Genomic DNA, 23,318 nt, shown 5'->3' on the forward strand with positions numbered 1-23,318 from the left:
TTAAGGCCTAGCCAAAGTGACACCCCCCGCACGCTGGCGTTGTGAGTGTTGCCTATGCCGTTGCAAGCCGTCCGCCCGAAAATCCTAGGCTTTATCAGTGAGCAGGCGTCGGCTTGGCTGGTGGCATTGGTGGTGTTGCTGGCAGGGTTCACCCTGACGGCAATCGTCGCCTGGGCCGCGTCCGACCTTTATCAGCAACAGGTGCGCCAGCGCTTTCAGTTGCTGGTCAACGAACGTTATACCCGCTTGCAGGAACGCTTCGAAGACCAGGAGCAACGCCTCAACAGCCTGCGGCGTTTCTTCGTCAATTCCGACGAGGTGTCCCGCGAAGAGTTTGATGGATTTGCCCTGCCATTGTTGTTGCGCGCCCGTGCTTACTCCTGGGCGCCCCGCGTGTATCGCGAGCAGCGCGAGCAATTTGAGCAGACGGTGTCCGACCAGCGCGGCACACCCTTTGTTATCCGTGAATTGAATTCGGCCGGTGAACTGGCGCCTGCGCCCGAGCGCGATGAATACGTGCCGGTGCTGTACAGCCAGACTCAAAGCTTGCTGGGCGCGCCGCTGGGCCTTGATCTGCTGGCCCAGCCGGTGCGGCGCTCGGCCCTTGAGCGTGCGCAGAAGACCGGCAAGCTGGCGGTCTCTCAGCCGATGCAATTAGTGGGGGTCGAGCCGGCTTATTCCACCGGGGTTTTACTGGTCGCGCCGGTGAGCCGCCTGCCCACATCCGAACAGTCCCAGAATGAGCCCTATGGCTACGTGATGGCGGTGATCAGCATGCGCCAGCTGGTGGCCGACGGTTTGCCCAAGCCCGACCGGGACAACCTGACGATGCAGATAGTCGATACCTCCGACCTGCAAAAGCGCGTGCTCTTCGAGTCCGGCACGGTTGTGTCCGACAGTGACCTGGTCGGCGCGCGTCGTCTCACCTTGGGCGATCACGTGTACGCCTTGAGCCTGCGTCCGAGCCAGGTGTTCGACCAAGCGAACCACTCTTCGCTGTCCACTGTCTTGACCATGGGCGGCCTGCTCAGCCTGCTGCTCAGCGCCTTGCTCTATATGCTGGTGAGCCAACGCCAGCGCGCGTTGAAATTGGTTGAGCAACGTACCGTACAACTGCGTCTGCGCGAGCAGGAGTTGCGCGGTGCCCATGGTCAGTTGCGCAGCGTGCTCAACGCGGCCACGCAGGTGGCGATTATTGCCACCGACCTGCGCGGCATCATCAACACCTTCAATGCCGGTGCGGAACAGATGCTGGGGTTCCAGGCCGAGCACGTGGTGGGGACATATACCCTGGAAAGCCTGCACCTGGCGACGGAGTTGGAAGTGCGTGCGGCCAGCTTGAGTGTGGCCTTGGGCAAGCGTATTCCGGCGAGCCAGGCCATGCTGGTGGAAAGCCCTGACAACCTGCACGAAGCCCGTGAATGGACCCTGATCCGCCAAGACGGCAGCCCGTTGACGGTGAACATGTTGGCCACGGTGTTGCTGGACGACCATGGGTTGTGGATCGGTCACCTGGCGATTTACCTGGACATCACCGAACAAAAGCGCGCTTACGAGGCCTTGGCTGCCAGGGATCGCCTGCTCAAAAAACTCAGCGCCCATGTCCCCGGCGGAATCTTCCAGTTCACCCTGGAGCCCCAGGACAACTGGAAATTCATCTACGCCAGCGATGGCATGCGCGACATCTATGAAATCGAGCCCGGTGTGTTGCAGCAGGATGCGAAGAAGGTCTTCGAGCGTATCCACCCGCTGGACGCGGAACGGGTGCGCGCCTCGATTCGCTTGTCGGCATTGCAGTTGAGTCATTGGCGCGAGGAGTACCGGGTGCAGTTGCCGCAACGCGGCCTGCGCTGGATTCGTGGCGAGGCGACGCCGGAAGAGTTACCCGCAGGCGGCACGTTGTGGCATGGCTACGTGTCGGATATTTCCGATCTCAAACGGGTGGAGGAAGAGCTGCGCGCGCTGTCCATCACCGACTCATTGACCGGCATCCACAACCGCCGCTATTTCCAGGATCGCCTCAAGGCCGAGATGGTGAGGCTCAACCGCACCTCGGGGGCATTGTCGGTGATCATGCTTGATATCGATCACTTCAAGCGTATCAACGATCAGCACGGGCATGCTGTTGGCGATGGGGTGTTGCAGGAGCTGTGCAAACGCATCAGCCAGCGCCTGCGCCGCACCGATGTGTTCTGCCGCCTGGGCGGTGAGGAATTCATGGTGCTGTGCCCTCACACGGACGGCGAGCAGGCCTACAGCCTGGCGACGGAGTTGTGGGCGTCGCTGCGCAGTGCGCCGATGGAGCCGGTCGGCATTGTCACCGCCAGCTTTGGCGTGGCCAGTTGGCGGGTGGATGAAGGTATCGACGGGCTGTTGCTGCGCGCCGACTCGGCGGTGTACGTGGCCAAGCAGGGCGGCCGCGACCGGGTCGAAGCGCCCCCGGTTTGCTGACCGGGCCTGTTGTGTGATGCGCGGGATTGTTGTGGTGCTCGGGATTGTGTGTGATGCACTGGATTGTGGTGGTGAGCGGGCTCACCACAGTTGCTCACTCGGTTTCAGAGGACCGGAGCGGCCGCCACTGCCTTTGGCTGGCGATATAAATCCAGCAGCACTTGATCCAGCACCGACGAAGCGCCCCATGGCTTCGGATCGTTGAGGATCGCCACCACGGCCCAGGTATTGCCGTTGTTGTCACGGCTGAACCCGGCGATGGCGCGCACGGTGTTCAAGGTGCCGGTCTTGACGTGGGCTTCGCCGCGCATGGCGGTGGTTTTCAGGCGTTTGCGCATGGTGCCGTCAGTGCCGGCAATCGGCATCGAGCTGATGTACTCCGCCGCGTAAGGGCTTTTCCACGCCGCTTGCAGCATGGCGGCCATCTCGCGGGCGCTGACCCGTTCGGCACGGGACAGGCCGGAGCCGTTCTCCATCACCAGGTGCGGTGCGGTGATGCCTTTTTTCGCCAGCCACTGGCGCACTACGCGTTGAGCGGCCTTGGCATCGTCGCCGTCGGCATCGTTGCGAAACTGCGCACCCAGGCTCAGGAACAGCTGTTGGGCCATGGTGTTGTTACTGTATTTGTTGATGTCGCGGATGATTTCCGCGAGGTCCGGCGAAAACGCCCGAGCCAGCACTTTGGCATCCTTGGGCACCGGCGCCTGGATATCACGGCCCTGGATGGTACCGCCCAGTTCCTTCCAGATCGCCCGGACGGCACCGGCCGTGTAGGTGGCGTGATCCAGCAACGACAGATAGGTCTGCGAACTGCAGCCATCGGCCAACTGGCCGCTGACCGTCACCGTCACGCTGCCATCGGCGGCGGTGACCGGGTTGTAACGTACGTCGCCGGTGCACTGCTTGGCGTTGGAGACCTTGACCTGGTTGTCGATGCGAATGCTCGCAATCGGCGGCTCGACCGACACCAGCACCCGGCCGGAATCATTGCGGGTCACAAAGCGCAGGGCCTTGAGGTTGACCAACAGCGCGTCCGGCTTGACCAGGAACGGTTTGTTCTCGTCGTTGCCATCGTCATTGAATTCGGGCAACAGCGGTTGGTTGAAGAAGCTGCGGTCCAGCACCAGGTCACCGGTGACCTGCTGCACGCCGTTGGCGCGCAGGTCGCGCATCAGCAGCCAGAGTTTTTCCATGTTCAGCTTGGGGTCGCCGCCGCCCTTGAGGTACAGGTTGCCGTGCAGCACGCCACCGCTGAGGGTGCCGTCGGTGTAGAACTCGGTTTTCCACTGGTGGTTGGGGCCGAGCATTTCCAGGGCCGCATAGGTGGTAACCAGCTTCATGGTCGAGGCCGGGTTCACCGACACGTCGGCATTGAACACGGTCGGCGTGCCGGGGCCGTTCAGGGGGATCATCACCAGGGACAGCGCGGTGTTTTGCAGCTTGGCTTTCGCAAGCGCCTGCTGAACATTCGGTGGCAGGGTGTTATTGACGGGGGCAGCGGAGGTGGAAAAAGCCAGTGGAAGGAGGAAACCGGCGAGTAGTACGGAGCGCAAAGATTTGATCATAAGAAGTAAAACCCTACTGCTGAGGAGGGTGAAAAAGGCGAGGGGTATATAAGAAAATCCCTCAATGGTCATGAAAGTGTCGGCATTATGCCCCAAGGCGTAGCCACTTGTAGCTGAACGATAGCGGGTTATGGACGTTTTTTTTACCGCTAAATGGCCGCCTGTCCCAGAGAGTCGGGCAATCGCCGCCTTAAACTGCTAAAGTGCCGCCCGTTATTACTTATGAGGATTGTTCCAATGGCGACTAACCGTTCCCAGCGTCTGCGCAAAAAACTGTGCGTTGATGAATTTCAAGAGCTGGGTTTCGAACTGAACCTGGACTTCAACGAAGGCCTGAGTGAAGAAGCTACCGATGCTTTCCTCGAAGCATTCATCAAAGAAGCCATGGAAGCCAATGGTCTGGGCTATGTCGGCGGCGATGACTTCGGTCTGGTTTGCCTGCAGAAGCGTGGCTCGGTCAACGAAGAACAGCGCGCAGCTGTTGAAAGCTGGCTCAAAGGCCGCAGCGAACTGAAAAGCGCTGAAGTCAGCCCGCTGCTGGACGTTTGGTATCCGGAAAAGCCGATCAACGCGGCTAAGTGATACTAAAAAAACGGCGACCTCAGGGTCGCCGTTTTTTTATGCCTTGCGCCCATTCAGAATCAGCAGCGTCAACACCCCCGCCACAATCCCCCAGAACGCCGAGCCGATGGAAAACAGCGTCAAGCCAGACGCCGTGACCATAAAGGTGATCAGCGCCGCTTCCCGTTCCTTCGGCTCATTCATGGCGATACTCCAGCCATTGATGATCGAGCCAAACAACGCCAACGCTGCAATCGACAGCACCAGTTCCTTGGGCAAGGCCGCGAACAAGGCCGCCAAGGTCGCGCCGAACACCCCTGCAATCCCGTAGAACACCCCGCACCACACCGCCGCGGTATAGCGCTTGTTGCGGTCCTCATGGGCATGCGGCCCGGTGCAGATCGCCGCGCTGATCGCCGCGAGGTTGATACCGTGGGAGCCGAAGGGCGCCAGCACCAGGGAGGCCAGGCCCGTGGCGGTGATCAAGGGTGAGGCGGGCACGTTATAGCCGTCGGCCCTGAGCACCGCGACGCCGGGCATGTTCTGCGACGTCATCGCCACCACAAACAACGGGATGCCGATGCTGATGGTCGCCGCCAACGAGAAGTGTGGCGTGGTCCATACCGGCGTCGCCACTTCCAGGTGAAAAGCGCTGAAGTCCAACAGCCCCATCAACCCCGACAAGGCGGTGCCGATCAGCAGCGCGGCCAGCACCGCATAACGCGGCGACAGGCGCTTGATCACCAGGTAGGTGAAGAACATCCCCAGCACCAGCCCGGTGCGATGCTGCGCGGCGACGAAGATCTCGCTGCCGATCTTGAACAGAATCCCCGCCAGCAAGGCGGCTGCCAGCGATGCCGGGATGCGCTTGACCAGTTTTTCAAAGCTGCCGGTCAACCCGCAAATCGTCACCAGCACGGCGCACGTAATGTAGGCACCAATGGCCTCGCCATAACTCACACCGCCCAGGCTGGTGATCAGCAGCGCCGCGCCCGGCGTCGACCAGGCGATGGTGATGGGCGTGCGATAGCGCAGCGAGAGGCCGATGCTGCACACCGCCATGCCGATGGAAATCGCCCAGATCCAGGAAGAAATCTGCGCCGTGGTCAAACCGGCGGCTTGTCCGGCCTGAAACATCAGGACCAGGGAGCTGGTGTAGCCGGTCATCATGGCGATGAAGCCGGCGACGACGGCCGACGCAGAAGTGTCGGCCAGCGGGCGCAAAGGCGCTTGGGTGGCGTCGGTCATGGAGCGGTGTTCCTTTTACCTGGAAGTTTGCCGGTGGCGGCACGGATTCAAGCCTAAACTCAAACCTGACAAGTCATTGCAATACAGCCGGCGCCGCAAACAGCCGTACAGTGTGTTGGCGCATCCGGTTGTGTACAATGTGCCCTGTTTTTAGGTGATACTTGCCAGCGACACGCCGTTGCCGTATTACCGTTAATTCGCCGCCGTTCTCCAAACCCGAGTGCCCATGAACGAACAGTTGCAACCTCTCAAGAAACAACCGCGAGCCGGCAAGGCCGGTCGCAGCGGAACCCAGGACGATATCGTCTACGCGCATATCTTCGAGGCGATCCTCGAACAACGCCTGGCACCCGGTACCAAGTTGAGTGAAGAGGCTCTGGGCGAAATTTTCGGCGTCAGTCGCACCATCATTCGCCGCGCCCTGTCGCGCCTGGCCCATGAAGGCGTGGTGTTGCTGCGGCCCAATCGCGGTGCGGTGGTGGCCAGCCCGAGCGTCGAGGAAGCGCGCCAAGTGTTCCTCGCGCGGCGTCTGGTGGAGCGGGCGATCACTGAATTGGCGGTGCAGCACGCAACGGCCGAACAACTGGCCGAGCTGCGTCAGATGGTCAATGACGAGCGCGACAGCTTCTCCCGTGGCGATCGCGGTGCCGGTATCCGCCTCTCCGGCGAATTCCACCTCAAGCTGGCCGAAGCGGCGAAGAACGCGCCGTTGATCAGCTTCCAGCGCAGCCTGGTGTCCCAGACCTCATTGATCATCGCCCAGTACGAAAGCGGCAACCGCTCGCACTGTTCGTACGATGAACACACCCAATTGATCGATGCGATCGAAGCACGGGATGCGGCGCTGGCGGTGAACCTGATGATGCACCACATGGACCATATCGACAGCAAGCTCAACCTCGATGAGGAAAGTGCGTCGGATGATTTGCATGCGGTGTTCTCGCATTTGTTGCAGACGAAAAAGCCAGGTCGCTCTTCCATCAAGCTGTAAATACGACCAACAATGTGGGAGGGGGCTTGCCCCCGATAGCGGTGCATCAGTCAATTAATCCAGAGACTGACACTCTGCTATCGGGGGCAAGCCCCCTCCCACATTTGTTTTGGGGTGTTTGTGGAATTAGCGCTGGTGCACCAATTGCCCGGCTGCATACGTCTGCAACACCGTCCGATCATCCCCCAGCGTCATCAACACAAACAACGTCTCGGCAATGTTCTTCGCCTGCTTCAGGCGGTAGCTCAGCAGCGGCGTGGCGTTGTAGTCCAGCACCAGAAAGTCCGCATCCGTGCCCGGTTGCAACGTACCGATCTTGTCTTCCAATCGCAGCGCCCGCGCGCCACCCAGGGTGGCCAGGTACAGCGATTTGAACGGGCTCAACCGTGCACCCTGCAACTGCATGACTTTGTACGCTTCGTTCAGGGTTTGCAGCAGCGAAAAACTGGTACCGCCGCCCACGTCAGTGCCCAGGCCCACATTCAGTTTGTGTTTCTCAGCCATCGGCAGGTTGAACAAACCGCTGCCGAGGAAGAAGTTCGAGGTTGGGCAGAACGCGATCGCCGAACCTGTTTCCGCCAGCCGTGCGCATTCGTCATCACACAGGTGCACGCCATGGGCAAACACCGAGCGCTCGCCCAGCAGTTTGTAGTGGTCGTACACATCCAGGTAGCCCGTGCGCTCCGGGAACAGTTCCTTCACCCATTCCACTTCCTGCTTGTTCTCACTGATGTGCGTCTGCATGTACAGATCCGGGTATTCGCCCAGCAGTTGCCCGGCCAGCGCCAGTTGCTCCGGCGTGCTGGTCGGCGCAAAGCGTGGCGTCACCGCATAGTGCAGGCGGCCCTTGCCGTGCCAGCGCTCGATCAGTGCTTTGCTTTCCTGATAGCCGGATTCGGCGGTGTCGGTGAGATAGTCCGGCGCGTTGCGGTCCATCATCACCTTGCCGGCGATCATGCGCAGGTCGAGCTTTTCGGCCGCTTCGAAAAACGCATTCACCGATTGCGGATGCACGCTGCCGAACACTAACGCGGTGGTGGTGCCGTTGCGCAGCAGTTCCTTGATGAAAATATCCGCGACTTCTTCGGCGTGCGCCTTGTTGGCGAACTGGCTTTCGCACGGGAAGGTGTAGGTGTTGAGCCAATCCAGCAACTGCTCGCCATACGCGCCGACCATGCCGGTTTGCGGCAGGTGGATATGGGTGTCGATCAGGCCGGGGGTGATCAGCGCGTCCTGGTAATGGGTGATATCGATATCGGCGGGCAGGGTCGGCAGCAAGTCGCTGGCGTGGCCGACGGCGCTGATCTGGCCGTTTTCGATGACCAGCAGGCCGTCTTCGAAATACTCGTAGGAGGCTTCGATGCCCACTTCAGCGGGGTCGGCGAGGCTGTGCAGAAGGGCGGCACGGTAGGCTTTGCGGGTCAAAGGCATGGTCGTCTCAATTCTTGGCAAAAGAAGTCAAAGCTTGGCTGCGGCGCGAAGCCACAAGCAGTTTGGCAATGGGTTCGTCGCCGGCAGTGTGCTGGCCGAAATTCGCGTTATAAGTGGCGATGATTTCGCCGGCGATGGAGATGGCGATCTCCACCGGCAACTTGCCCTTCACCTCGGTGAGGCCCATGGGGCAGCGCATGCGTTGCAATTGCGCGGCGTCGAAACCACGGTCGCGCAGGCGGTGTTCGAACTTGACGCGTTTGGTCTTCGAACCGATCAGGCCGAAGTAGGCAAAGTCATTGCGCTTGAGCAGGGCGGCGGTCAGTTCGAGGTCCAGCGCGTGATTGTGGGTCATGACGATGCAGTAACTGCCCACCGGCAAGTCGGCAATTTCGTCGACCGGTTCTTCGCTGACGATTTTACGCACGCCTTGCGGGATATGTTCCGGAAATTCCTGGTCACGCGAATCGATCCAGCGCACCCGGCACGGCAGGCTTGCCAGCAACGGCACCAGCGCACGCCCCACGTGGCCGGCGCCAAACACGGCAATCTGCGCTTGCACTTGGCCCATGGGTTCGAACAGCAACACGGTCACGCCACCGCAGCACTGGCCCAGGCTCGCGCCCAGGCTGAAGCGCTCCAGGTGGGTGTTCTGCTGGCCACGCACGAGCATGTCGCGGGCGATCTGCATCGCCTTGTATTCCAGGTGCCCGCCGCCGATGGTGTCGAAGGTCTGGGTGGCGCTGATCACCATCTTGGAACCGGCATTGCGCGGTGTGGAGCCGAGCTCTTCGATGATGGTCACCAGGACGCAGGGTTCGCCGCTGTTTTGCAGGTCGGCGAGGGCGCTGATCCAATTGTTCATAGTCACCTCTTGTGGTGTCTGTCAGACCGCTATCGGAGGCAAGCCCCCTCCCACACTGGAATGTATTCGCAGTTCTAAAGGTGGGAGGGGGCTTGCTCCCGATGGCGGCGCCTCGATCTAAAGCGAAGCCATCTCGGTATCAGCCTCAACCACCTTCGCCACAGTCAATTGGCGCATTTGTTCGCAACCCCACAACACCCGCTCCGGCGTCGCCGGCGCATCAATCTTGGGCTGATGGCGATACTCACCCAGGCTCGCCACCGCATCCTTGATCGCGCACCACGATGCAATCCCGAGCATGAACGGCGGCTCGCCCACGGCCTTGGAATGGAACACCGTGTCTTCGGGGTTCTTGCGGTTTTCCACCAGCTTCACCCGCAGGTCCAGCGGCATGTCTGCCACTGCCGGGATCTTGTAGCTGGCCGGGCCGTTGGTCATCAGCTTGCCCTTGTTGTTCCACACCAGCTCTTCCATGGTCAGCCAGCCCATGCCCTGGATAAAACCGCCTTCGACCTGGCCGATGTCGATGGCCGGGTTCAGCGAGGCGCCCACGTCGTGGAGGATGTCGGTGCGCAGCATCTTGTATTCGCCGGTGAGGGTGTCGACGATCACTTCGCAGCACGCCGCGCCGAGCGCGTAGTAATAGAACGGCCGACCCCGTGACTGGCTGCGGTCGTAGAAGATTTTCGGGGTCTTGTAGAACCCGGTGCTCGACAGCGAGACCTGGGCGAAATACGCCTGCTGGATCAGCGCCTCGAAGGACAGGATCTGCTCACGCACTCGCACATGACCGTTGCGGAACTCCACATCGGCTTCGCTCACGTCGTATTTGCGGGCGGCGAACTCCACCAGGCGTTGCTTGATGGTTTCGGCGGCGTTCTGCGCGGCCTTGCCGTTCAAGTCGGCACCGCTGGACGCCGCGGTCGGCGAGGTGTTGGGCACCTTGTCGGTGTTGGTGGCGGTGATCTGCACGCGGTCGATTTCGACCTGGAACACCTCGGCCACCACCTGCGCGACCTTGGTGTTCAAGCCCTGGCCCATCTCGGTGCCGCCGTGGTTCAAGTGGATGCTGCCGTCGGTGTAGATATGGATCAACGCGCCGGCCTGGTTGAGGAAGCTGGCGGTAAACGAAATACCGAATTTCACCGGGGTCAACGCCAGGCCTTTTTTCAGGATCGGGCTGTGGGCGTTGTACCGGCGGATGGCTTCGCGGCGCTCGGCGTATTGGCTGCTGGCTTCCAGCTCGGCGGTCATCTCTTCGAGCATGTTGTGCTCGACGGTCTGGTAGTAGTGGGTGACGTTGCGCTCGGTCTTGCCGTAATAGTTGGCCTTGCGCACCGCCAGCGGGTCGAGTGCCAGGTGACGGGCGATGGCGTCCATCACTTCCTCGATGGCAACCATGCCTTGCGGGCCCCCGAAGCCGCGATAGGCGGTGTTGGAGGCGGTGTTGGTCTTGCAGCGATGACCGTTGACGGTGGCATCACCCAGGTAATACGAGTTGTCGGCGTGGAACATCGCGCGGTCGACAATCGAGTTGGACAAGTCCGGTGAACAGCCGCAGTTACCCGCCAGTTCCAGGTTGATTCCGTGCAGGCGGCCGCTATCGTCGAAGCCCACGTCGTATTCGATGTAGAAGGGGTGGCGCTTGCCGGTCATCAACATGTCTTCGACGCGCGGCAGGCGCATCTTGGTCGGCTGGCCGGTCAGGCGCGCCACCACCGCGCACAGGCATGCCGGGCTGGCGGCCTGGGTTTCCTTGCCGCCGAAACCGCCGCCCATGCGGCGCATGTCGACCACGATCTTGTTCATCGACACGTCCAGCACTTCGGCCACCAGCTTCTGCACTTCGGTGGGGTTCTGCGTGGAGCAGTAAACGATCATGCCGCCGTCTTCGGTGGGCATCACCGAAGAAATCTGGGTTTCCAGGTAGAAGTGTTCCTGGCCGCCGATGTGCAGAGTGCCCTGGATACGATGTTTCGCGGTCGCCAGTGCGCCGGCCGAATCTCCGCGCTGATGGGTGTGGCTGTCCAGCACGAAATGTTTGTTGCGAAAGGCCTCGACCACGTCCAGCACCGGTTCCAGGTCTTCGTATTCGATCACCGCGGCCATCGCTGCCTTGCGTGCGGTTTCCAGGTCGCGGGCGGCCACCGCCAGCACCACTTGGCCAACAAACTGCACGGTGTCGATGGCCAGCAACGGATCGCCGGGCATCAACGGGCCAATGTCTTTCAGGCCCGGCACATCTTCATGGGTGATGACAATGCGCACGCCATCGAAGGCGTAGCAGGGCGCGGTGTCGATGCTGATGATTTTCGCGTGGGCGCGGTCGGACATGCGTGCATACAGGTGCAACTGATTGGGGAATTCCAGGCGGTCATCAATGTACTGCGCTTCACCGGACACGTGTTTGGCAGCGCTGTCATGCTTGACGCTGCGGCCGACCCCGGAGGTAAGGTCCTGGGCGAACAGCTCGGTAAGCTCGGCCTGGGTTTTAACGACGGCGTGATGGTTAGACATAAGCGGTCACCCGAGTCTCGATGTGCGGCGTTTGCAGTTCGATGAAGTATTTGCGCAGCAGGTTCTGCGCGCTGAGCAGGCGGTATTCCTTGCTGGCGCGGAAGTCCGACAGCGGGGTGAAATCCTCGGCCAGGGCGGCGCAGGCTTTCTCCACGGTGGCGCTGTTCCACGTGGCGCCGACCAACGCGGCTTCGCAGCTTTTGGCGCGTTTGGGCGTGGCGGCCATGCCGCCGAACGCAACGCGGGCCTCGCGGATCACGCCGTTGTCGATCTTCAGGTTGAACGCGGCGCAGACGGCGGAAATATCATCGTCCAGGCGCTTGGACACCTTGTAGGCACGGAACAACGCGTGGCCCTTCGGCACGATGATCTTCTCGATGAACTCGCTGTCCTGGCGGGCGGTGACGCGGTAGTCGATGAAGTAGTCTTCGAGCGCCAGGGTGCGGCGTGTCTCGCCCTTGCACAGCACAATCTGCGCGCCGAGAGCGATCAGCAGCGGCGGCGAATCACCAATCGGCGAAGCGTTGCCGATGTTGCCACCGAGGGTGCCCTGGTTACGGATCTGCAGGGAGGCGAAGCGGTGCAGCAGTTCGCCGAAGTCCGGGTAGGCGTGGTGCAGCGCGTTGTAGCAGTCGGAGAGGGCGGCGGCGGCGCCGATTTCCAGGCGGTCGTCGAAGTGTTCGATGCGCTTCATTTCCTCAATGTTGCCGACGTAGATCATCACCGGCAGCGTGCGGTGGAACTGGGTGACTTCCAGCGCCAGGTCGGTGCCACCGGCCAGCAGGCGGGCTTGCGGGTAGGCGTCGTAGAGGTCGGCCAGGTCAGCGACGGTGAGCGGCACCAGGCAGCGTTTGTCGCCGCTGTTGAGTTCACCGGTTTGCGTCGGTGCGATGGCTTTAAGGCGGGCGATGGTCTCAGCTTGCCGGCTGTCGAACTGGTCCTGGGGCTTGTTGCAGCAGGCCTGCTCGGCGGCGGCGAGAATTGGGCGATAACCGGTGCAGCGGCACAGGTTGCCGGCCAGGGCTTCATGGGCTTTCTGGCTGTCGGGGGCGTCACTGTTCTTTTGCAGGGCAAACAACGACATCACAAAACCGGGGGTGCAAAAGCCACATTGCGACCCGTGGCACTCGACCATGGCCTGTTGCACGCTGTGCAGTTGGCCCTGGTGCTTGAGGTCTTCGACGCTGATCAGTTGTTTGCCGTGCAGCGATGACACAAAGGTCAGGCAGGAATTGAGGCTGCGATAACGAATCTGCTCGGTGCCTTGGTCATCCGTGTGCAGTTCGCCGACCACCACAGTGCACGCACCGCAATCGCCGCTCGCGCAGCCTTCCTTGGTACCGGATTTGCCCAGGTGCTCACGCAAATAGTTGAGCACGGTCAGGTTGGGGTCCAGGGCGTGCTCGCTACGGAGTTCCTGGTTAAGTAAAAACTGGATCACGGAAGGCCTCGCAGACTCATTATTGTTGTTAACCGCTTTGCGCCGAATCTAGTCATGTCTGACTTTTCGGTCAATGGTTTTCTGACTTAAGGGTCAAGAAAATGCAGTCACAACACTTTCAATTATGGTTCAGTCTTCTGGAACCGGTGTTTTTAAAGGCTTTTGGGTGTTCAACGTTGCTTATTTCATGCCAAATTCGCCGCCGTGGGCGTAGCGCCATCAGCGGGCCAATGCGCTACACTGCCGCGCTTGTATCGATAGAAGATTTTGAAGGGAAAACATGACGTTCAAGGCGCCGGACAGTCTCGCCGAGCAAATTGCTCACCACCTCGCCGAACGCATCATTCGCGGCGATCTCAAGCCTGGGGAGCGGATCCAGGAGCAAAAGGTCACGCTGGCACTCAATGTCAGCCGTGGTTCCGTGCGCGAAGCCTTGCTGATCCTCGAGCGCCGTCACCTGATCGCGATCCTGCCGCGCCGTGGCGCCCACGTTACCGAACTCACCGCGCACAAAGTGCAGAGCCTGTGCACCTTGATGAGCGAGTTGTACATCCTCCTGGGCAATGCGGTTGCCCAAGGCTGGCAGACCCAGGTGGACATGGCGCCCTTTGTGCAGATCCAACAGCGCCTGGTGACCAATTTCGAGCGCCAGGACATCCGCGCCTTCGTCGAAGAGTGCTTCAATGTGATGCGCGCCGCGTACCCCTTCGCCAACAACCCGTATCTGCAGGAGACGGTCGAGAACCTGCAGCCGGCGATGAACCGTGCTTATTACCTGGCCCTGGATCAACGCAAGGCGTCCATGAGCGAGTACCTGGCGCTGTTCGAGCAATTGCTCGCCGCCGTACTCGCCCGTGACCTGCCGCAGATTCGCCTCGTGCTGTCGGCTTACTGCCAGCGCAGTTCCTCGCTGGTCATCGCTGCGTTGGCGGACGCCTAAGCGTGCGGCTCAAGTGCATCAAACTGGCGGGGTTTAAATCCTTCGTCGACCCGACCACGGTCAACTTCCCCAGTAACATGGCGGCGGTGGTCGGGCCCAATGGTTGCGGCAAGTCGAACATCATCGACGCCGTACGCTGGGTGATGGGCGAGAGCTCGGCTAAAAACCTGCGTGGCGAGTCGATGACCGACGTCATCTTCAACGGCTCAACCAGCCGCAAGCCGGTGAGCCAGGCGAGCATCGAACTGGTGTTCGATAACTCCGACGGCACGTTGATCGGCGAGTACGCGGCCTACGCGGAAATTTCGATCCGCCGCAAAGTGACCCGCGACAGCCAGAACAGCTACTTCCTCAACGGCACCAAGTGTCGCCGTCGGGACATCACCGATATCTTCCTCGGCACAGGCCTGGGCCCGCGCAGCTACTCGATCATCGAGCAGGGCATGATCTCCAAGCTGATCGAAGCCAAGCCCGAAGACCTGCGTAACTTTATCGAGGAAGCGGCCGGTATCTCCAAGTACAAGGAGCGCCGCCGCGAGACCGAAAACCGTATCCGCCGCACCCACGAGAACCTCGCCCGCCTGACCGACCTGCGTGAAGAGCTGGAGCGCCAATTGGAGCGCCTGCACCGCCAGGCCCAGGCCGCCGAGAAGTACCAGGAATACAAAGGCGAGGAGCGCCAGCTCAAGGCGCAACTCTCGGCCCTGCGCTGGCAGGCGCTGAATGACCAGGTGGGGCAGCGCGAAGCGATCATCGGCACCCAGGAAATCAGCTTCGAAGCCTTGGTGGCCGAGCAGCGCAATGCTGACGCCAGCATCGAGCGCCTGCGTGACGGCCACCATGACCTGTCCGAGCGCTTCAATCTGGTGCAAGGCCGTTTCTATTCGGTGGGTGGCGACATTGCTCGCGTGGAGCAGAGCATCCAGCACGGTCAGCAGCGCCTGCGCCAATTGCAGGATGACCTGAAGGAAGCCGAGCGCGCGCGCCTGGAAACCGAATCGCACCTGGGACACGATCGCACGTTGCTGCTGACCCTCGGCGAAGAGCTGGACATGCTCACGCCCGAGCAGGAACTCACCAGCGCCGCCGCCGAAGAAGCCGCCGCCGCCCTGGAAGAAGCCGAAACCACCATGCACGGCTGGCAGGAACAGTGGGACACCTTCAACCTGAAGTCCGCCGAGCCACGCCGCCAGGCCGAGGTGCAGCAGTCACGCATCCAACAGCTGGAAACCAGCATGGAGCGCCTGGCCGAGCGCCAGCGGCGTCTGCAGGAAGAGCGCGTGTTGCTCGCCGCCGACCCGGAAGACGCGGCGATCATGGAGCTGAGCGAACAACTGGCCGAAAGCGAAATGACGCTGGAGGAACTGGAAGCCAGCGAAGAACAACAAGTGGAGCGCCTGGAGCAATTGCGTCAGCAACTGCAACAGGCGACCCAGGCTCAGCAACAGGCCCAGGGGGATTTGCAGCGGCTCAATGGCCGCCTGGCATCCCTTGAGGCGTTGCAGCAAGCCGCTTTGGACCCAGGCACCGGTACCGCCGAATGGCTGCGCGACCAGCACCTGGCCGAACGCCCGCGCCTGGCTGAAGGATTAAAAGTTGAAGCCGGTTGGGAGCTGGCGGTAGAGACCGTTTTAGGCGCCGACCTGCAAGCCGTACTGGTGGACGATTTTGGCGGTTTTGACCTGGCCGGTTTTGCCCAGGGCGATTTGCGTTTGCTCAGCCCGGCCGCTGACGGCGCGCGGGTGCCGGGCAGTTTGCTGGATAAAGTTGAGGCGGCGATTGATCTGTCGCCGTGGCTCGGCCAAGTCAAGCCGGTCGAATCTCTTGAGCAGGCCCTGGCCCAGCGCGGCCAGCTGGCGGCCGGCGAAAGCCTGATCAGCCGCGACGGCTATTGGGTGGGGCGCCATTTCCTGCGTGTACGGCGCGCCAGTGAAGCGGAAAGCGGTGTTCTGGCCCGTGGCCAGGAAATCGTCAACCTGATCGCCGAGCGTGAAGAGCGCGAAGCCACGTTGGAGAGCCTGGAAACCGAACTGCAAACCCTGCGGGCCACCCAGCGCCAGCAAGAGACCGGTCGTGAACACCTGCGCCGCCTGTTGCAGGACGAAGCGCGCCAGCAAGGCGAATTGAAAGCCCAGCTCTCCGCGAGCAAAGCCAAGGTCGAGCAACTGACCCTGCGCCGCACCCGTCTGGACGAAGAAGTTGCCGAGATGGGCGAGCAACGCGCCCTCGAACACGAACAGATCGGCGAAGCCCGCCTGCAGTTGCAGGAAGCCCTCGACAGCATGGCGCTGGACACCGAGCAGCGCGAATTGCTGCTGGCCCAGCGCGACAGCCTGCGCGAGCGCCTTGACCGCGTGCGCCAGGAAGCGCGGCAGCACAAGGACCACGCTCACCAGTTGGCGGTACGCTTAGGGTCGCTCAAGGCCCAGCACGCGTCCACGGCCCAGGCCCTTGAGCGCCTGGAGATGCAGTCCGAGCGCCTGACCGAAAAGCGCGAGCAACTGAGCCTCAACCTGGAAGAAGGCGAGGCGCCGCTGGAAGAGTTGCGCCTCAAGCTCGAAGAGTTGCTCGACAAACGCATGACCGTCGACGAAGAACTCAAGACCGCACAGATCGCCCTGGAAGACGCCGACCGCGAACTGCGCGACGCCGAAAAACGCCGGACCCAGGCCGAGCAGCAATCCCAGCTGATCCGCGGCCAGCTCGAACAACAGCGCATGGAATGGCAAGCCCTGACCGTGCGCCGCAAGACCCTCCAGGACCAATTGCTGGAAGACGGCTATGACCTGCACGGCGTGCTTAACACCCTGACCGCCCAGGCCAACGAGAAAGACGCCGAAGAAGAACTTGAGCGCATTGCTGCACGTATCCAACGACTCGGCGCGATCAACCTCGCCGCCATCGACGAATACCAGCAGCAATCCGAGCGTAAACGTTATCTGGACGCCCAGGACGCCGACCTGGTGGAAGCCCTGGACACCTTGGAAAACGTGATCCGCAAGATCGACAAGGAAACCCGTAACCGCTTCAAAGATACCTTTGATCAGATTAATGGCGGTTTACAGGCCTTATTCCCAAAAGTTTTCGGCGGTGGCAGCGCTTACTTGGAACTGACGGGCGAAGATCTACTCGATACAGGGGTAACGATCATGGCGCGGCCTCCGGGCAAAAAGAACAGCACCATCCATTTGTTGTCCGGCGGCGAGAAAGCCCTGACCGCATTGGCCCTGGTATTTGCCATCTTCAAGTTGAACCCGGCGCCGTTCTGCATGCTCGATGAAGTTGACGCTCCGCTGGATGACGCTAACGTTGGACGGTACGCGCGGTTGGTCAAAGAGATGTCCCAGACCGTGCAGTTCATCTATATCACCCACAACAAGATCGCCATGGAAATGGCTGATCAGTTGATGGGGGTAACGATGCATGAGCCGGGCTGTTCGCGTTTGGTGGCCGTGGATGTGGAAGAGGCGATGGCGATGGTGGAGTCTTGAACCCTGTCGCGAGAGAATTTTTTTAGCGCACCGTAAGACGGTTTACCGGTCTGGCGAAAGTGGCAAATGGACATATTTGTTCAAGGCATTTTGACAGACGGTGTAAAGTTATCTTTGGTCGTGCTAGTTTAATGTCAATTTTTCGTATGCGTGGGCAAAACGTCAGTCAGAACATAGAGTTGGCGCCACGTTTTAAAGCGGTTTGCACGGTGCTAAACCCCTTATTTTTCAGCATTTTTTATTAGAGGCACGGGATTACATGGAAATCGGTCTGCGCGAGTGGCTGATCGTCATCGGCATTATTGTCATTGCCGGTATTCTTTTTGATGGCTGGCGCCGAATGCGCGGTGGCAAGGGCAAGCTCAAATTCCGTCTGGACCGCAACCTGTCCAACTTGCCCGACGACGACGGCAGCGCCGAGCTGCTGGGGCCGCCCCGCGTGCTGGATACCCATAAAGAACCCCAACTGGACGAGCACGACTTGCCGTCGATGAGCGCGCCAGTGCGTGAAGCCCGCGAGCCATCTTCCAAGCGTGGCAAACGCGCCAACGCCGGCGTGGCCGAGCCGCATCAGGGTGACCTGAACCTCGACGTCGATGAAGGCCCGAGCTTCAGCAGCCGCGATGATGATTTCCCGGATGAAAACGCGGGCAAGAACGCGCCGCGCCAGTCCGTGAACGATCAGCCGCCCGCCGAAGAAGTGCTGGTGATCAGCGTGATCTGCCGCGACGCCGCCGGTTTCAAAGGCCCGGCCCTGTTGCAGAACATCCTGGAAAGCGGCCTGCGGTTTGGCGAGATGGATATCTTCCACCGTCACGAAAGCATGGCGGGTAACGGCGAAGTGCTGTTCTCCATGGCCAATGCGGTCAAGCCGGGTACGTTCGACCTGGACGATATCGACCTGTTCAGCACCCCGGCCGTGAGCTTCTTCCTCGGCCTGCCAGGCCCGCGTCACCCGAAACAGGCGTTCGACGTGATGGTGGCGGCAGCCCGCAAGCTGTCCCAGGAACTGAACGGCGAGCTCAAGGATGACCAGCGCAGCGTCTTGACCGCGCAAACCATCGAACACTACCGTCAGCGCATCGTCGAGTTCGAGCGTCGCGCCCTGACACAGAAACGTTGAGGTTCGATCTTAAGCGTTGTCTGTAGAATCCGTGCACTAACATATTGAGCAGCTTCGGCTGCTCTTTTGCTTTATGAGAGAACACCCATGACCGCCGCCCACACCCGCATCCTCGAACTGCGCGCTGAACTGGATCAGCACAACTACCGTTACCACGTCCTTGACGAGCCGAGCATTCCGGACGCCGAGTACGACCGGCTGTTCCACGAGCTCAAGGCCCTGGAGGCCGAGCACCCGGACCTGGTCACGCGTGATTCACCGACGCAGCGGGTCGGCAGTGCGGCGTTGTCGGCGTTCACCCAGGTCAAGCACGACATTCCGATGCTCAGCCTCGGCAATGCCTTCGATGAAACCACTATGCTCGAATTTGATCGCCGGGTGACCGAAGGGCTCGACCTGCCGGTGGGCGATCTGTTTGGCGGCGGGGCAGCGGTGGAGTACAGCTGCGAACCGAAGCTCGATGGCCTGGCGGTCAGCCTGCTGTATCAGGACGGCGAGCTGGTGCGCGGTGCCACCCGTGGCGACGGCACCACCGGCGAAGACATCAGCGTCAACATACGCACCGTGCGCAATATTCCGTTGAAGCTGCACGGCAGCGGCTGGCCGGCGACCCTGGAAGTGCGGGGTGAAGTGTTCATGTCCAAGGCCGGTTTCGAACGGCTCAATGCCTCGCAACTGGACGTCGGCGGCAAGACCTTCGCCAACCCGCGTAACGCCGCTGCCGGTAGCCTGCGCCAGCTGGACTCGAAGATCACTGCCAGCCGCCCGTTGGAGTTCTGCTGCTACGGTGTGACCACCGACATCAGTGATACCCATATCGGCAACCTGCAACAACTGAAGAAGTGGGGCATGCCGATCAGCCACGAGCTGAAACTGGCCAAGGGTATCCAGGATTGTCTGGATTACTACCGCGACATCGGCGAGCGGCGTAACAGCCTGCCGTATGAAATCGACGGTGTCGTATTCAAGGTCAACAGCATCGCCTCCCAGCGCGAGTTGGGGTTCCGCGCCCGCGAACCGCGCTGGGCCATCGCGCATAAGTTCCCGGCCATGGAAGAACTGACCGAACTGCTCGACGTGGAATTCCAGGTCGGCCGTACCGGTGCCGTCACGCCGGTCGCGCGACTTAAACCGGTCAAGGTCGCGGGTGTGACCGTGTCCAACGCCACGTTGCACAATATGGATGAAGTTGCGCGCCTGGGGCTGATGATCGGCGACACCGTGATCATCCGCCGCGCCGGTGATGTGATTCCGCAGGTCGTGTCGGTCGTCCCCGAGCGCCGCCCGGAAAATGCCCGCGCGGTGCAGATCCCCGAAAGCTGCCCGGTGTGTGGCTCCCATGTGGAGCGCACGCAACTGGTCAAGCGCAGCAAGGGCAAGGAAACCGTCAGCGAAGGCGCGGTGTACCGTTGCGTCGGCCGTCTGGCCTGTGGCGCCCAGCTTAAGCAGGCGATTATCCATTTCGTTTCGCGCCGCGCCATGGACATCGACGGCCTGGGCGACAAGACCATCGAGCAACTGGTGGATGAAAAGCTCATCGGCTCGCCGGCCGACCTCTACACGCTCAAGTACGAGCAGATCATCGACCTGGAAGGCTTTGCCGATATTTCCAGCAAAAAGCTGATCACCGCCATCGAAAACAGCAAGACCCCGACCCTGGCGCGGTTTATCTACGCCTTGGGCATTCCCGACGTAGGCGAGGAAACCGCCAAGGTGCTGGCGCGCTCCCTGGCGTCTCTGGAGCGCGTGCAAAAAGCCTTGCCGGAAGTGCTGACGTACCTGCCGGACGTGGGCCTGGAAGTGGCGCACGAGATTCACAGCTTCTTCGAAGACAGCCACAACCAGGACGTGATCGGCGCGCTGCTGTCGCCGCAGGCATGCGGCCTGCAATTGCAAGATCAGGGCGAACTGAGCGCCGAATTCGCCGCCAGCACCACCTTGGGTGGTTTGCTCGACAAGCTCCACGTGCCCAGCGTCGGCCCTGGCGCTGCGCAGAAGCTGGCGGACAAGTTCGTTACCCTGGAAGGCGTGATCAAGGCCGACTGGCTGGATATGCGTCAGGCACTGCCCGAGAAGCAGGCCAAGGCTGTGCGCGAATTCTTCGATAACGCAGACAACGCCAACCACGCCCTGGCCATCGAGCAGCAGCTCAAGGATTTTGGCATGCATTGGGACAGCGAGAAGAAGGTGGTCGAAGGCTTGCCCGAGGCCGGGCATACCTGGGTGCTCACCGGCTCCCTGGAGCTGATGAGCCGTGACGTGGCCAAGGACAAACTTGAAAGCCTGGGCGCCAAGGTGGCGGGTTCGGTCTCGGCGAAAACCCACTGCGTGGTGGCCGGGCCGGGTGCCGGTTCCAAGTTGGCCAAGGCCAGTGAATTGGGCCTGAAGGTGTTGGATGAAGAAGCTTTCGTCGCCTTCCTCGCCAAACACAACATCCCCGTCTGATTCGGGACCTTTGTGGTGAGCCCGATTGCTGTGGTGATCGGGCTTGTCGTAGTGAGCGGGCTTGCCCCGCGCCGGGCTGCGAAGCAGCCCCAACACAGACACCGAGGTGTTTCAGATAGACCGAAGTGCTTGTATCTGGGGCAGCTTCACCACCCAGCGCGGGGCAAGCCCCCTCACTACAATAATGTGGAACGATTTCGGCGGCGAAATGATCTAGTCTCAGTCACCCTGGGAGAGATCGCCATGTTCCGCTACTTCGAGCAACTCAGTTCGCGTATTGCTGCGCCCTTCGCGGCCGGCCCGTCTCGCGACAGCAAGGTATGGCAGTGCCGCTGCGGCCAATCCCTGTTCTTTCGCAACAGCCAGTGCCTGGCTTGTCAGGCACTGCTGGGTTATCAACCGCAACAAAGTCGACTCGCGTCCCTGCAGCCCGGCCCCGTGGAAGGCACGTGGCTGCAAGATGACAATCTCGATGCCGGCGCCTTCCGCCGCTGCGCCAACCTCGACACGCCGGCTGCCTGCAACTGGCTGATCCCGGCCCACAGCACCGCGCCGCTGTGCGTGGCGTGCAGCCTCAACCGCACCATCCCCGACCTGTCGATTCCGGAAAACCATGAGCGCTGGCGCAAAGTAGAAACCGCCAAGCGCCGCCTGGTCGCGCAATTGATCAGCCTCGGCCTGCAAGTCGTGCCCAAAACCGCCGACGAAGACAACGGCCTGGCTTTCGACTTCGTCGGTATCGACTTGGAAGGCAATGCGCCGATGACGGGTCATGCGAATGGCTTGATCACCCTCGACATCAAGGAAGCCGACGACGCCCACCGTGAAAAAGTCCGCGTACAAATGCGCGAACCCTATCGCACCCTGCTCGGCCATTTTCGCCATGAGGTCGGCCATTACTACTGGGACCGCCTGATCGCCGATACCCACTGGCTTGAAGCCTTTCGCGCCCTGTTCGGCGATGAACGCGCCAGTTACGCCGAGGCGCTCGACCAGCACTACCAGAACGGCCCGCGCCCCGACTGGCAGCAAACCTGCGTCAGTGCCTACGCCACCATGCACCCTTGGGAAGACTGGGCCGAAACCTGGGCCCACTACCTGCACATGATGGACGCCGTCGACACCGCCCTCGGCTTTGGCATGAGCGGTCGCGAGATGGACCTGGATTACCAGCCATTCCCCCTCAGCACGCTCTACGACCCCGAGCACCCTGGCGGCGCGGCGTTCCTATCGTTCGTCAACGCCTGGATCGAACTGGCCGGTATGCTCAACGAACTGTCGCGCAGCATGGGCCAGCCAGATTTCTATCCCTTCGTGCTGCCACCGGCGGTGATCGCCAAGCTGCACTTTATTCATCTGGTGATCCAGGAAGAGGGCGGAAGGGCAGATGAGGTCGTGCACGCACAGTGATGAGCCAAGGTGGGAGGGGGCTTGCTCCCTCCCACAGGAGAACACGCCAATCTCCAGAGCTATGACAAGTACTTGAACCCCCTCATTTTTTAATCCGGCCCCAACGGTTGTAACTTCCGATGAGATCGGTACAATGGCCCCGCTTGCCGAGAGGCCAGCGTCGTTATGGTGACCCCATCGGTCCCCCCGCAACGATTACCCGTGAACCTGGTCAGAGCCGGAAGGCAGCAGCCACAGCGGGAACATTGTGTGCCGGGGTGTGGCTGGTGGGGTTGCCTCCATAACGCTCTTCCTTGCATCACCTCTTAAATTTCACTTCAAAAATGCTTTCACGCCATCTGCCATCGGGCGGTCCATGGCGGCATACTCCAGTGCCTGGCATCCGGAGACAACACACGTGGAAAAAGTCGACGACCTCACTCGCGAAAAACTGCGGGAGTGGCAGATGCGGCGCCTGGAGATCAAGGACCGTATTCAATCGCACCCTGAACAGACCCTGGAATTAGCGAGGGTGCTGGACCTGATGGATGACGAGCACGCGGAGATCCTCAGCCAGGCGCAAATGATCCAGGTTGCGCAGGTGGCCGATGAACCCGCGCCGCCCGCCGAGTCCGCGTCGCCGCCACTCGCGGGTGCCTGCACGCTGCAGTTGAATGTGGCCGCACAGAGTGCCGAGGACTTGCGCAGGCTGCTGGATATGGCGGTGTTCGAACTCCAACAGCAGATCAATGCGATGGCCTCTACGCCGCACGTGCATCCTCATAGCGGCGGCATGTCGGGGTCTCTTGGAGAATATCGGTTTGAGCTGGGCGGTCAGGGCAATGCCTGATTGCCTAGCT

At 61.2% G+C, this 23,318-nt stretch carries 15 protein-coding genes and 1 other RNA gene; 10 read left to right on the forward strand and 6 right to left on the reverse strand.

Features of this window, described 5'->3' with window-relative positions; all coding sequences use genetic code 11:
• Positions 1–54: 54 nt before the first annotated feature.
• Complete coding sequence (locus AC3ZU9_RS07350) at positions 55–2,451, forward strand: sensor domain-containing diguanylate cyclase (protein WP_046036417.1); 2,397 nt, start codon at positions 55–57, stop codon at positions 2,449–2,451.
• 104 nt (positions 2,452–2,555) lie between these two features.
• Here AC3ZU9_RS07350 and dacB read toward each other — a convergent pair whose 3' ends face one another.
• On the reverse strand, positions 2,556–4,016 hold the full coding sequence (dacB, locus tag AC3ZU9_RS07355) for a D-alanyl-D-alanine carboxypeptidase/D-alanyl-D-alanine endopeptidase (RefSeq protein ID WP_015885335.1): 1,461 nt from the start codon (positions 4,014–4,016) through the stop codon (positions 2,556–2,558).
• A 237-nt stretch (positions 4,017–4,253) separates the two neighbouring features.
• Here dacB and AC3ZU9_RS07360 point away from each other — a divergent pair, with 237 nt between their 5' ends.
• The gene (locus tag AC3ZU9_RS07360) at positions 4,254–4,598 is read left to right on the forward strand and encodes a YggL family protein (RefSeq protein WP_015885334.1); all 345 of its coding nucleotides are present in this window, start codon (positions 4,254–4,256) and stop codon (positions 4,596–4,598) included.
• 36 nt (positions 4,599–4,634) lie between these two features.
• Here the strand turns inward: AC3ZU9_RS07360 and AC3ZU9_RS07365 are convergent, their stop codons facing one another.
• Positions 4,635–5,825 carry a benzoate/H(+) symporter BenE family transporter gene (locus AC3ZU9_RS07365; RefSeq protein WP_490090497.1) on the reverse strand — a complete coding sequence of 397 codons (1,191 nt, stop codon included), beginning with the start codon at positions 5,823–5,825 and terminating at the stop codon, positions 4,635–4,637.
• A gap of 226 nt (positions 5,826–6,051) precedes the next feature.
• On the opposite strand from AC3ZU9_RS07365, the gene AC3ZU9_RS07370 reads away from it, so the two are divergent.
• Positions 6,052–6,816 (forward strand): GntR family transcriptional regulator, encoded by a 765-nt coding sequence (locus tag AC3ZU9_RS07370; RefSeq protein WP_015885332.1) that lies wholly within the window; start codon positions 6,052–6,054, stop codon positions 6,814–6,816.
• A 126-nt stretch (positions 6,817–6,942) separates the two neighbouring features.
• On the opposite strand, the gene guaD is transcribed toward AC3ZU9_RS07370, so the two are convergent.
• The 4 genes from guaD to xdhA all read right to left on the reverse strand — a co-directional run bounded on the left by guaD (position 6,943) and on the right by xdhA (position 13,070).
• On the reverse strand, positions 6,943–8,247 hold the full coding sequence (guaD, locus tag AC3ZU9_RS07375) for a guanine deaminase (RefSeq protein ID WP_490090498.1): 1,305 nt from the start codon (positions 8,245–8,247) through the stop codon (positions 6,943–6,945).
• 7 nt (positions 8,248–8,254) lie between these two features.
• The gene (gene xdhC, locus AC3ZU9_RS07380; RefSeq protein ID WP_490090499.1) at positions 8,255–9,112 is read right to left on the reverse strand and encodes a xanthine dehydrogenase accessory protein XdhC; all 858 of its coding nucleotides are present in this window, start codon (positions 9,110–9,112) and stop codon (positions 8,255–8,257) included.
• 117 nt (positions 9,113–9,229) lie between these two features.
• The gene (gene xdhB, locus AC3ZU9_RS07385) at positions 9,230–11,629 is read right to left on the reverse strand and encodes a xanthine dehydrogenase molybdopterin binding subunit (RefSeq protein ID WP_490090500.1); all 2,400 of its coding nucleotides are present in this window, start codon (positions 11,627–11,629) and stop codon (positions 9,230–9,232) included.
• Positions 11,622–13,070 carry a xanthine dehydrogenase small subunit gene (xdhA, locus tag AC3ZU9_RS07390; RefSeq protein WP_320399704.1) on the reverse strand — a complete coding sequence of 483 codons (1,449 nt, stop codon included), beginning with the start codon at positions 13,068–13,070 and terminating at the stop codon, positions 11,622–11,624. Before xdhA ends, xdhB begins: the two co-directional genes overlap by 8 nt.
• A 280-nt stretch (positions 13,071–13,350) precedes the next feature.
• Here xdhA and AC3ZU9_RS07395 point away from each other — a divergent pair, with 280 nt between their 5' ends.
• From AC3ZU9_RS07395 to AC3ZU9_RS07425, 7 genes are all read left to right on the forward strand, one after another.
• A complete protein-coding gene (locus AC3ZU9_RS07395; protein WP_015885327.1) occupies positions 13,351–14,010 on the forward strand; it encodes a GntR family transcriptional regulator in 660 nt (219 codons plus the stop codon).
• A gap of 2 nt (positions 14,011–14,012) precedes the next feature.
• A complete protein-coding gene (gene smc, locus AC3ZU9_RS07400) occupies positions 14,013–17,501 on the forward strand; it encodes a chromosome segregation protein SMC (RefSeq protein ID WP_064052658.1) in 3,489 nt (1,162 codons plus the stop codon).
• A 259-nt stretch (positions 17,502–17,760) separates the two neighbouring features.
• On the forward strand, positions 17,761–18,624 hold the full coding sequence (gene zipA, locus AC3ZU9_RS07405) for a cell division protein ZipA (RefSeq protein WP_015885325.1): 864 nt from the start codon (positions 17,761–17,763) through the stop codon (positions 18,622–18,624).
• 87 nt (positions 18,625–18,711) lie between these two features.
• A complete protein-coding gene (gene ligA, locus AC3ZU9_RS07410; RefSeq protein ID WP_093545595.1) occupies positions 18,712–21,069 on the forward strand; it encodes an NAD-dependent DNA ligase LigA in 2,358 nt (785 codons plus the stop codon).
• A 243-nt stretch (positions 21,070–21,312) separates the two neighbouring features.
• The gene (locus AC3ZU9_RS07415) at positions 21,313–22,479 is read left to right on the forward strand and encodes a zinc-binding metallopeptidase family protein (protein ID WP_093545598.1); all 1,167 of its coding nucleotides are present in this window, start codon (positions 21,313–21,315) and stop codon (positions 22,477–22,479) included.
• A 175-nt stretch (positions 22,480–22,654) separates the two neighbouring features.
• Positions 22,655–22,751, forward strand: an RNA gene (gene ffs / locus AC3ZU9_RS07420) — signal recognition particle sRNA small type.
• Between the two features lie 125 nt (positions 22,752–22,876).
• Positions 22,877–23,308, forward strand: coding sequence for a hypothetical protein (locus AC3ZU9_RS07425; protein ID WP_490090501.1), 432 nt, complete (start codon positions 22,877–22,879; stop codon positions 23,306–23,308).
• Positions 23,309–23,318: the final 10 nt, after the last annotated feature.

This window comes from Pseudomonas sp. A39 (genome assembly GCF_058145955.1).

What these genes read in the sequence shown, in the direction of transcription:
- AC3ZU9_RS07350 (WP_046036417.1), top strand. Translation starts at nt 55, where the DNA reads ATGCCGTTGCAAGCCGTCCGCCCGAAAATCCTAGGCTTTATCAGTGAG.
- dacB (WP_015885335.1), bottom strand. Translation starts at nt 4,016, where the DNA reads ATGATCAAATCTTTGCGCTCCGTACTACTCGCCGGTTTCCTCCTTCCA.
- AC3ZU9_RS07360 (WP_015885334.1), top strand. Translation starts at nt 4,254, where the DNA reads ATGGCGACTAACCGTTCCCAGCGTCTGCGCAAAAAACTGTGCGTTGAT.
- AC3ZU9_RS07365 (WP_490090497.1), bottom strand. Translation starts at nt 5,825, where the DNA reads ATGACCGACGCCACCCAAGCGCCTTTGCGCCCGCTGGCCGACACTTCT.
- AC3ZU9_RS07370 (WP_015885332.1), top strand. Translation starts at nt 6,052, where the DNA reads ATGAACGAACAGTTGCAACCTCTCAAGAAACAACCGCGAGCCGGCAAG.
- guaD (WP_490090498.1), bottom strand. Translation starts at nt 8,247, where the DNA reads ATGCCTTTGACCCGCAAAGCCTACCGTGCCGCCCTTCTGCACAGCCTC.
- xdhC (WP_490090499.1), bottom strand. Translation starts at nt 9,112, where the DNA reads ATGAACAATTGGATCAGCGCCCTCGCCGACCTGCAAAACAGCGGCGAA.
- xdhB (WP_490090500.1), bottom strand. Translation starts at nt 11,629, where the DNA reads ATGTCTAACCATCACGCCGTCGTTAAAACCCAGGCCGAGCTTACCGAG.
- AC3ZU9_RS07395 (WP_015885327.1), top strand. Translation starts at nt 13,351, where the DNA reads ATGACGTTCAAGGCGCCGGACAGTCTCGCCGAGCAAATTGCTCACCAC.
- zipA (WP_015885325.1), top strand. Translation starts at nt 17,761, where the DNA reads ATGGAAATCGGTCTGCGCGAGTGGCTGATCGTCATCGGCATTATTGTC.
- ligA (WP_093545595.1), top strand. Translation starts at nt 18,712, where the DNA reads ATGACCGCCGCCCACACCCGCATCCTCGAACTGCGCGCTGAACTGGAT.
- AC3ZU9_RS07415 (WP_093545598.1), top strand. Translation starts at nt 21,313, where the DNA reads ATGTTCCGCTACTTCGAGCAACTCAGTTCGCGTATTGCTGCGCCCTTC.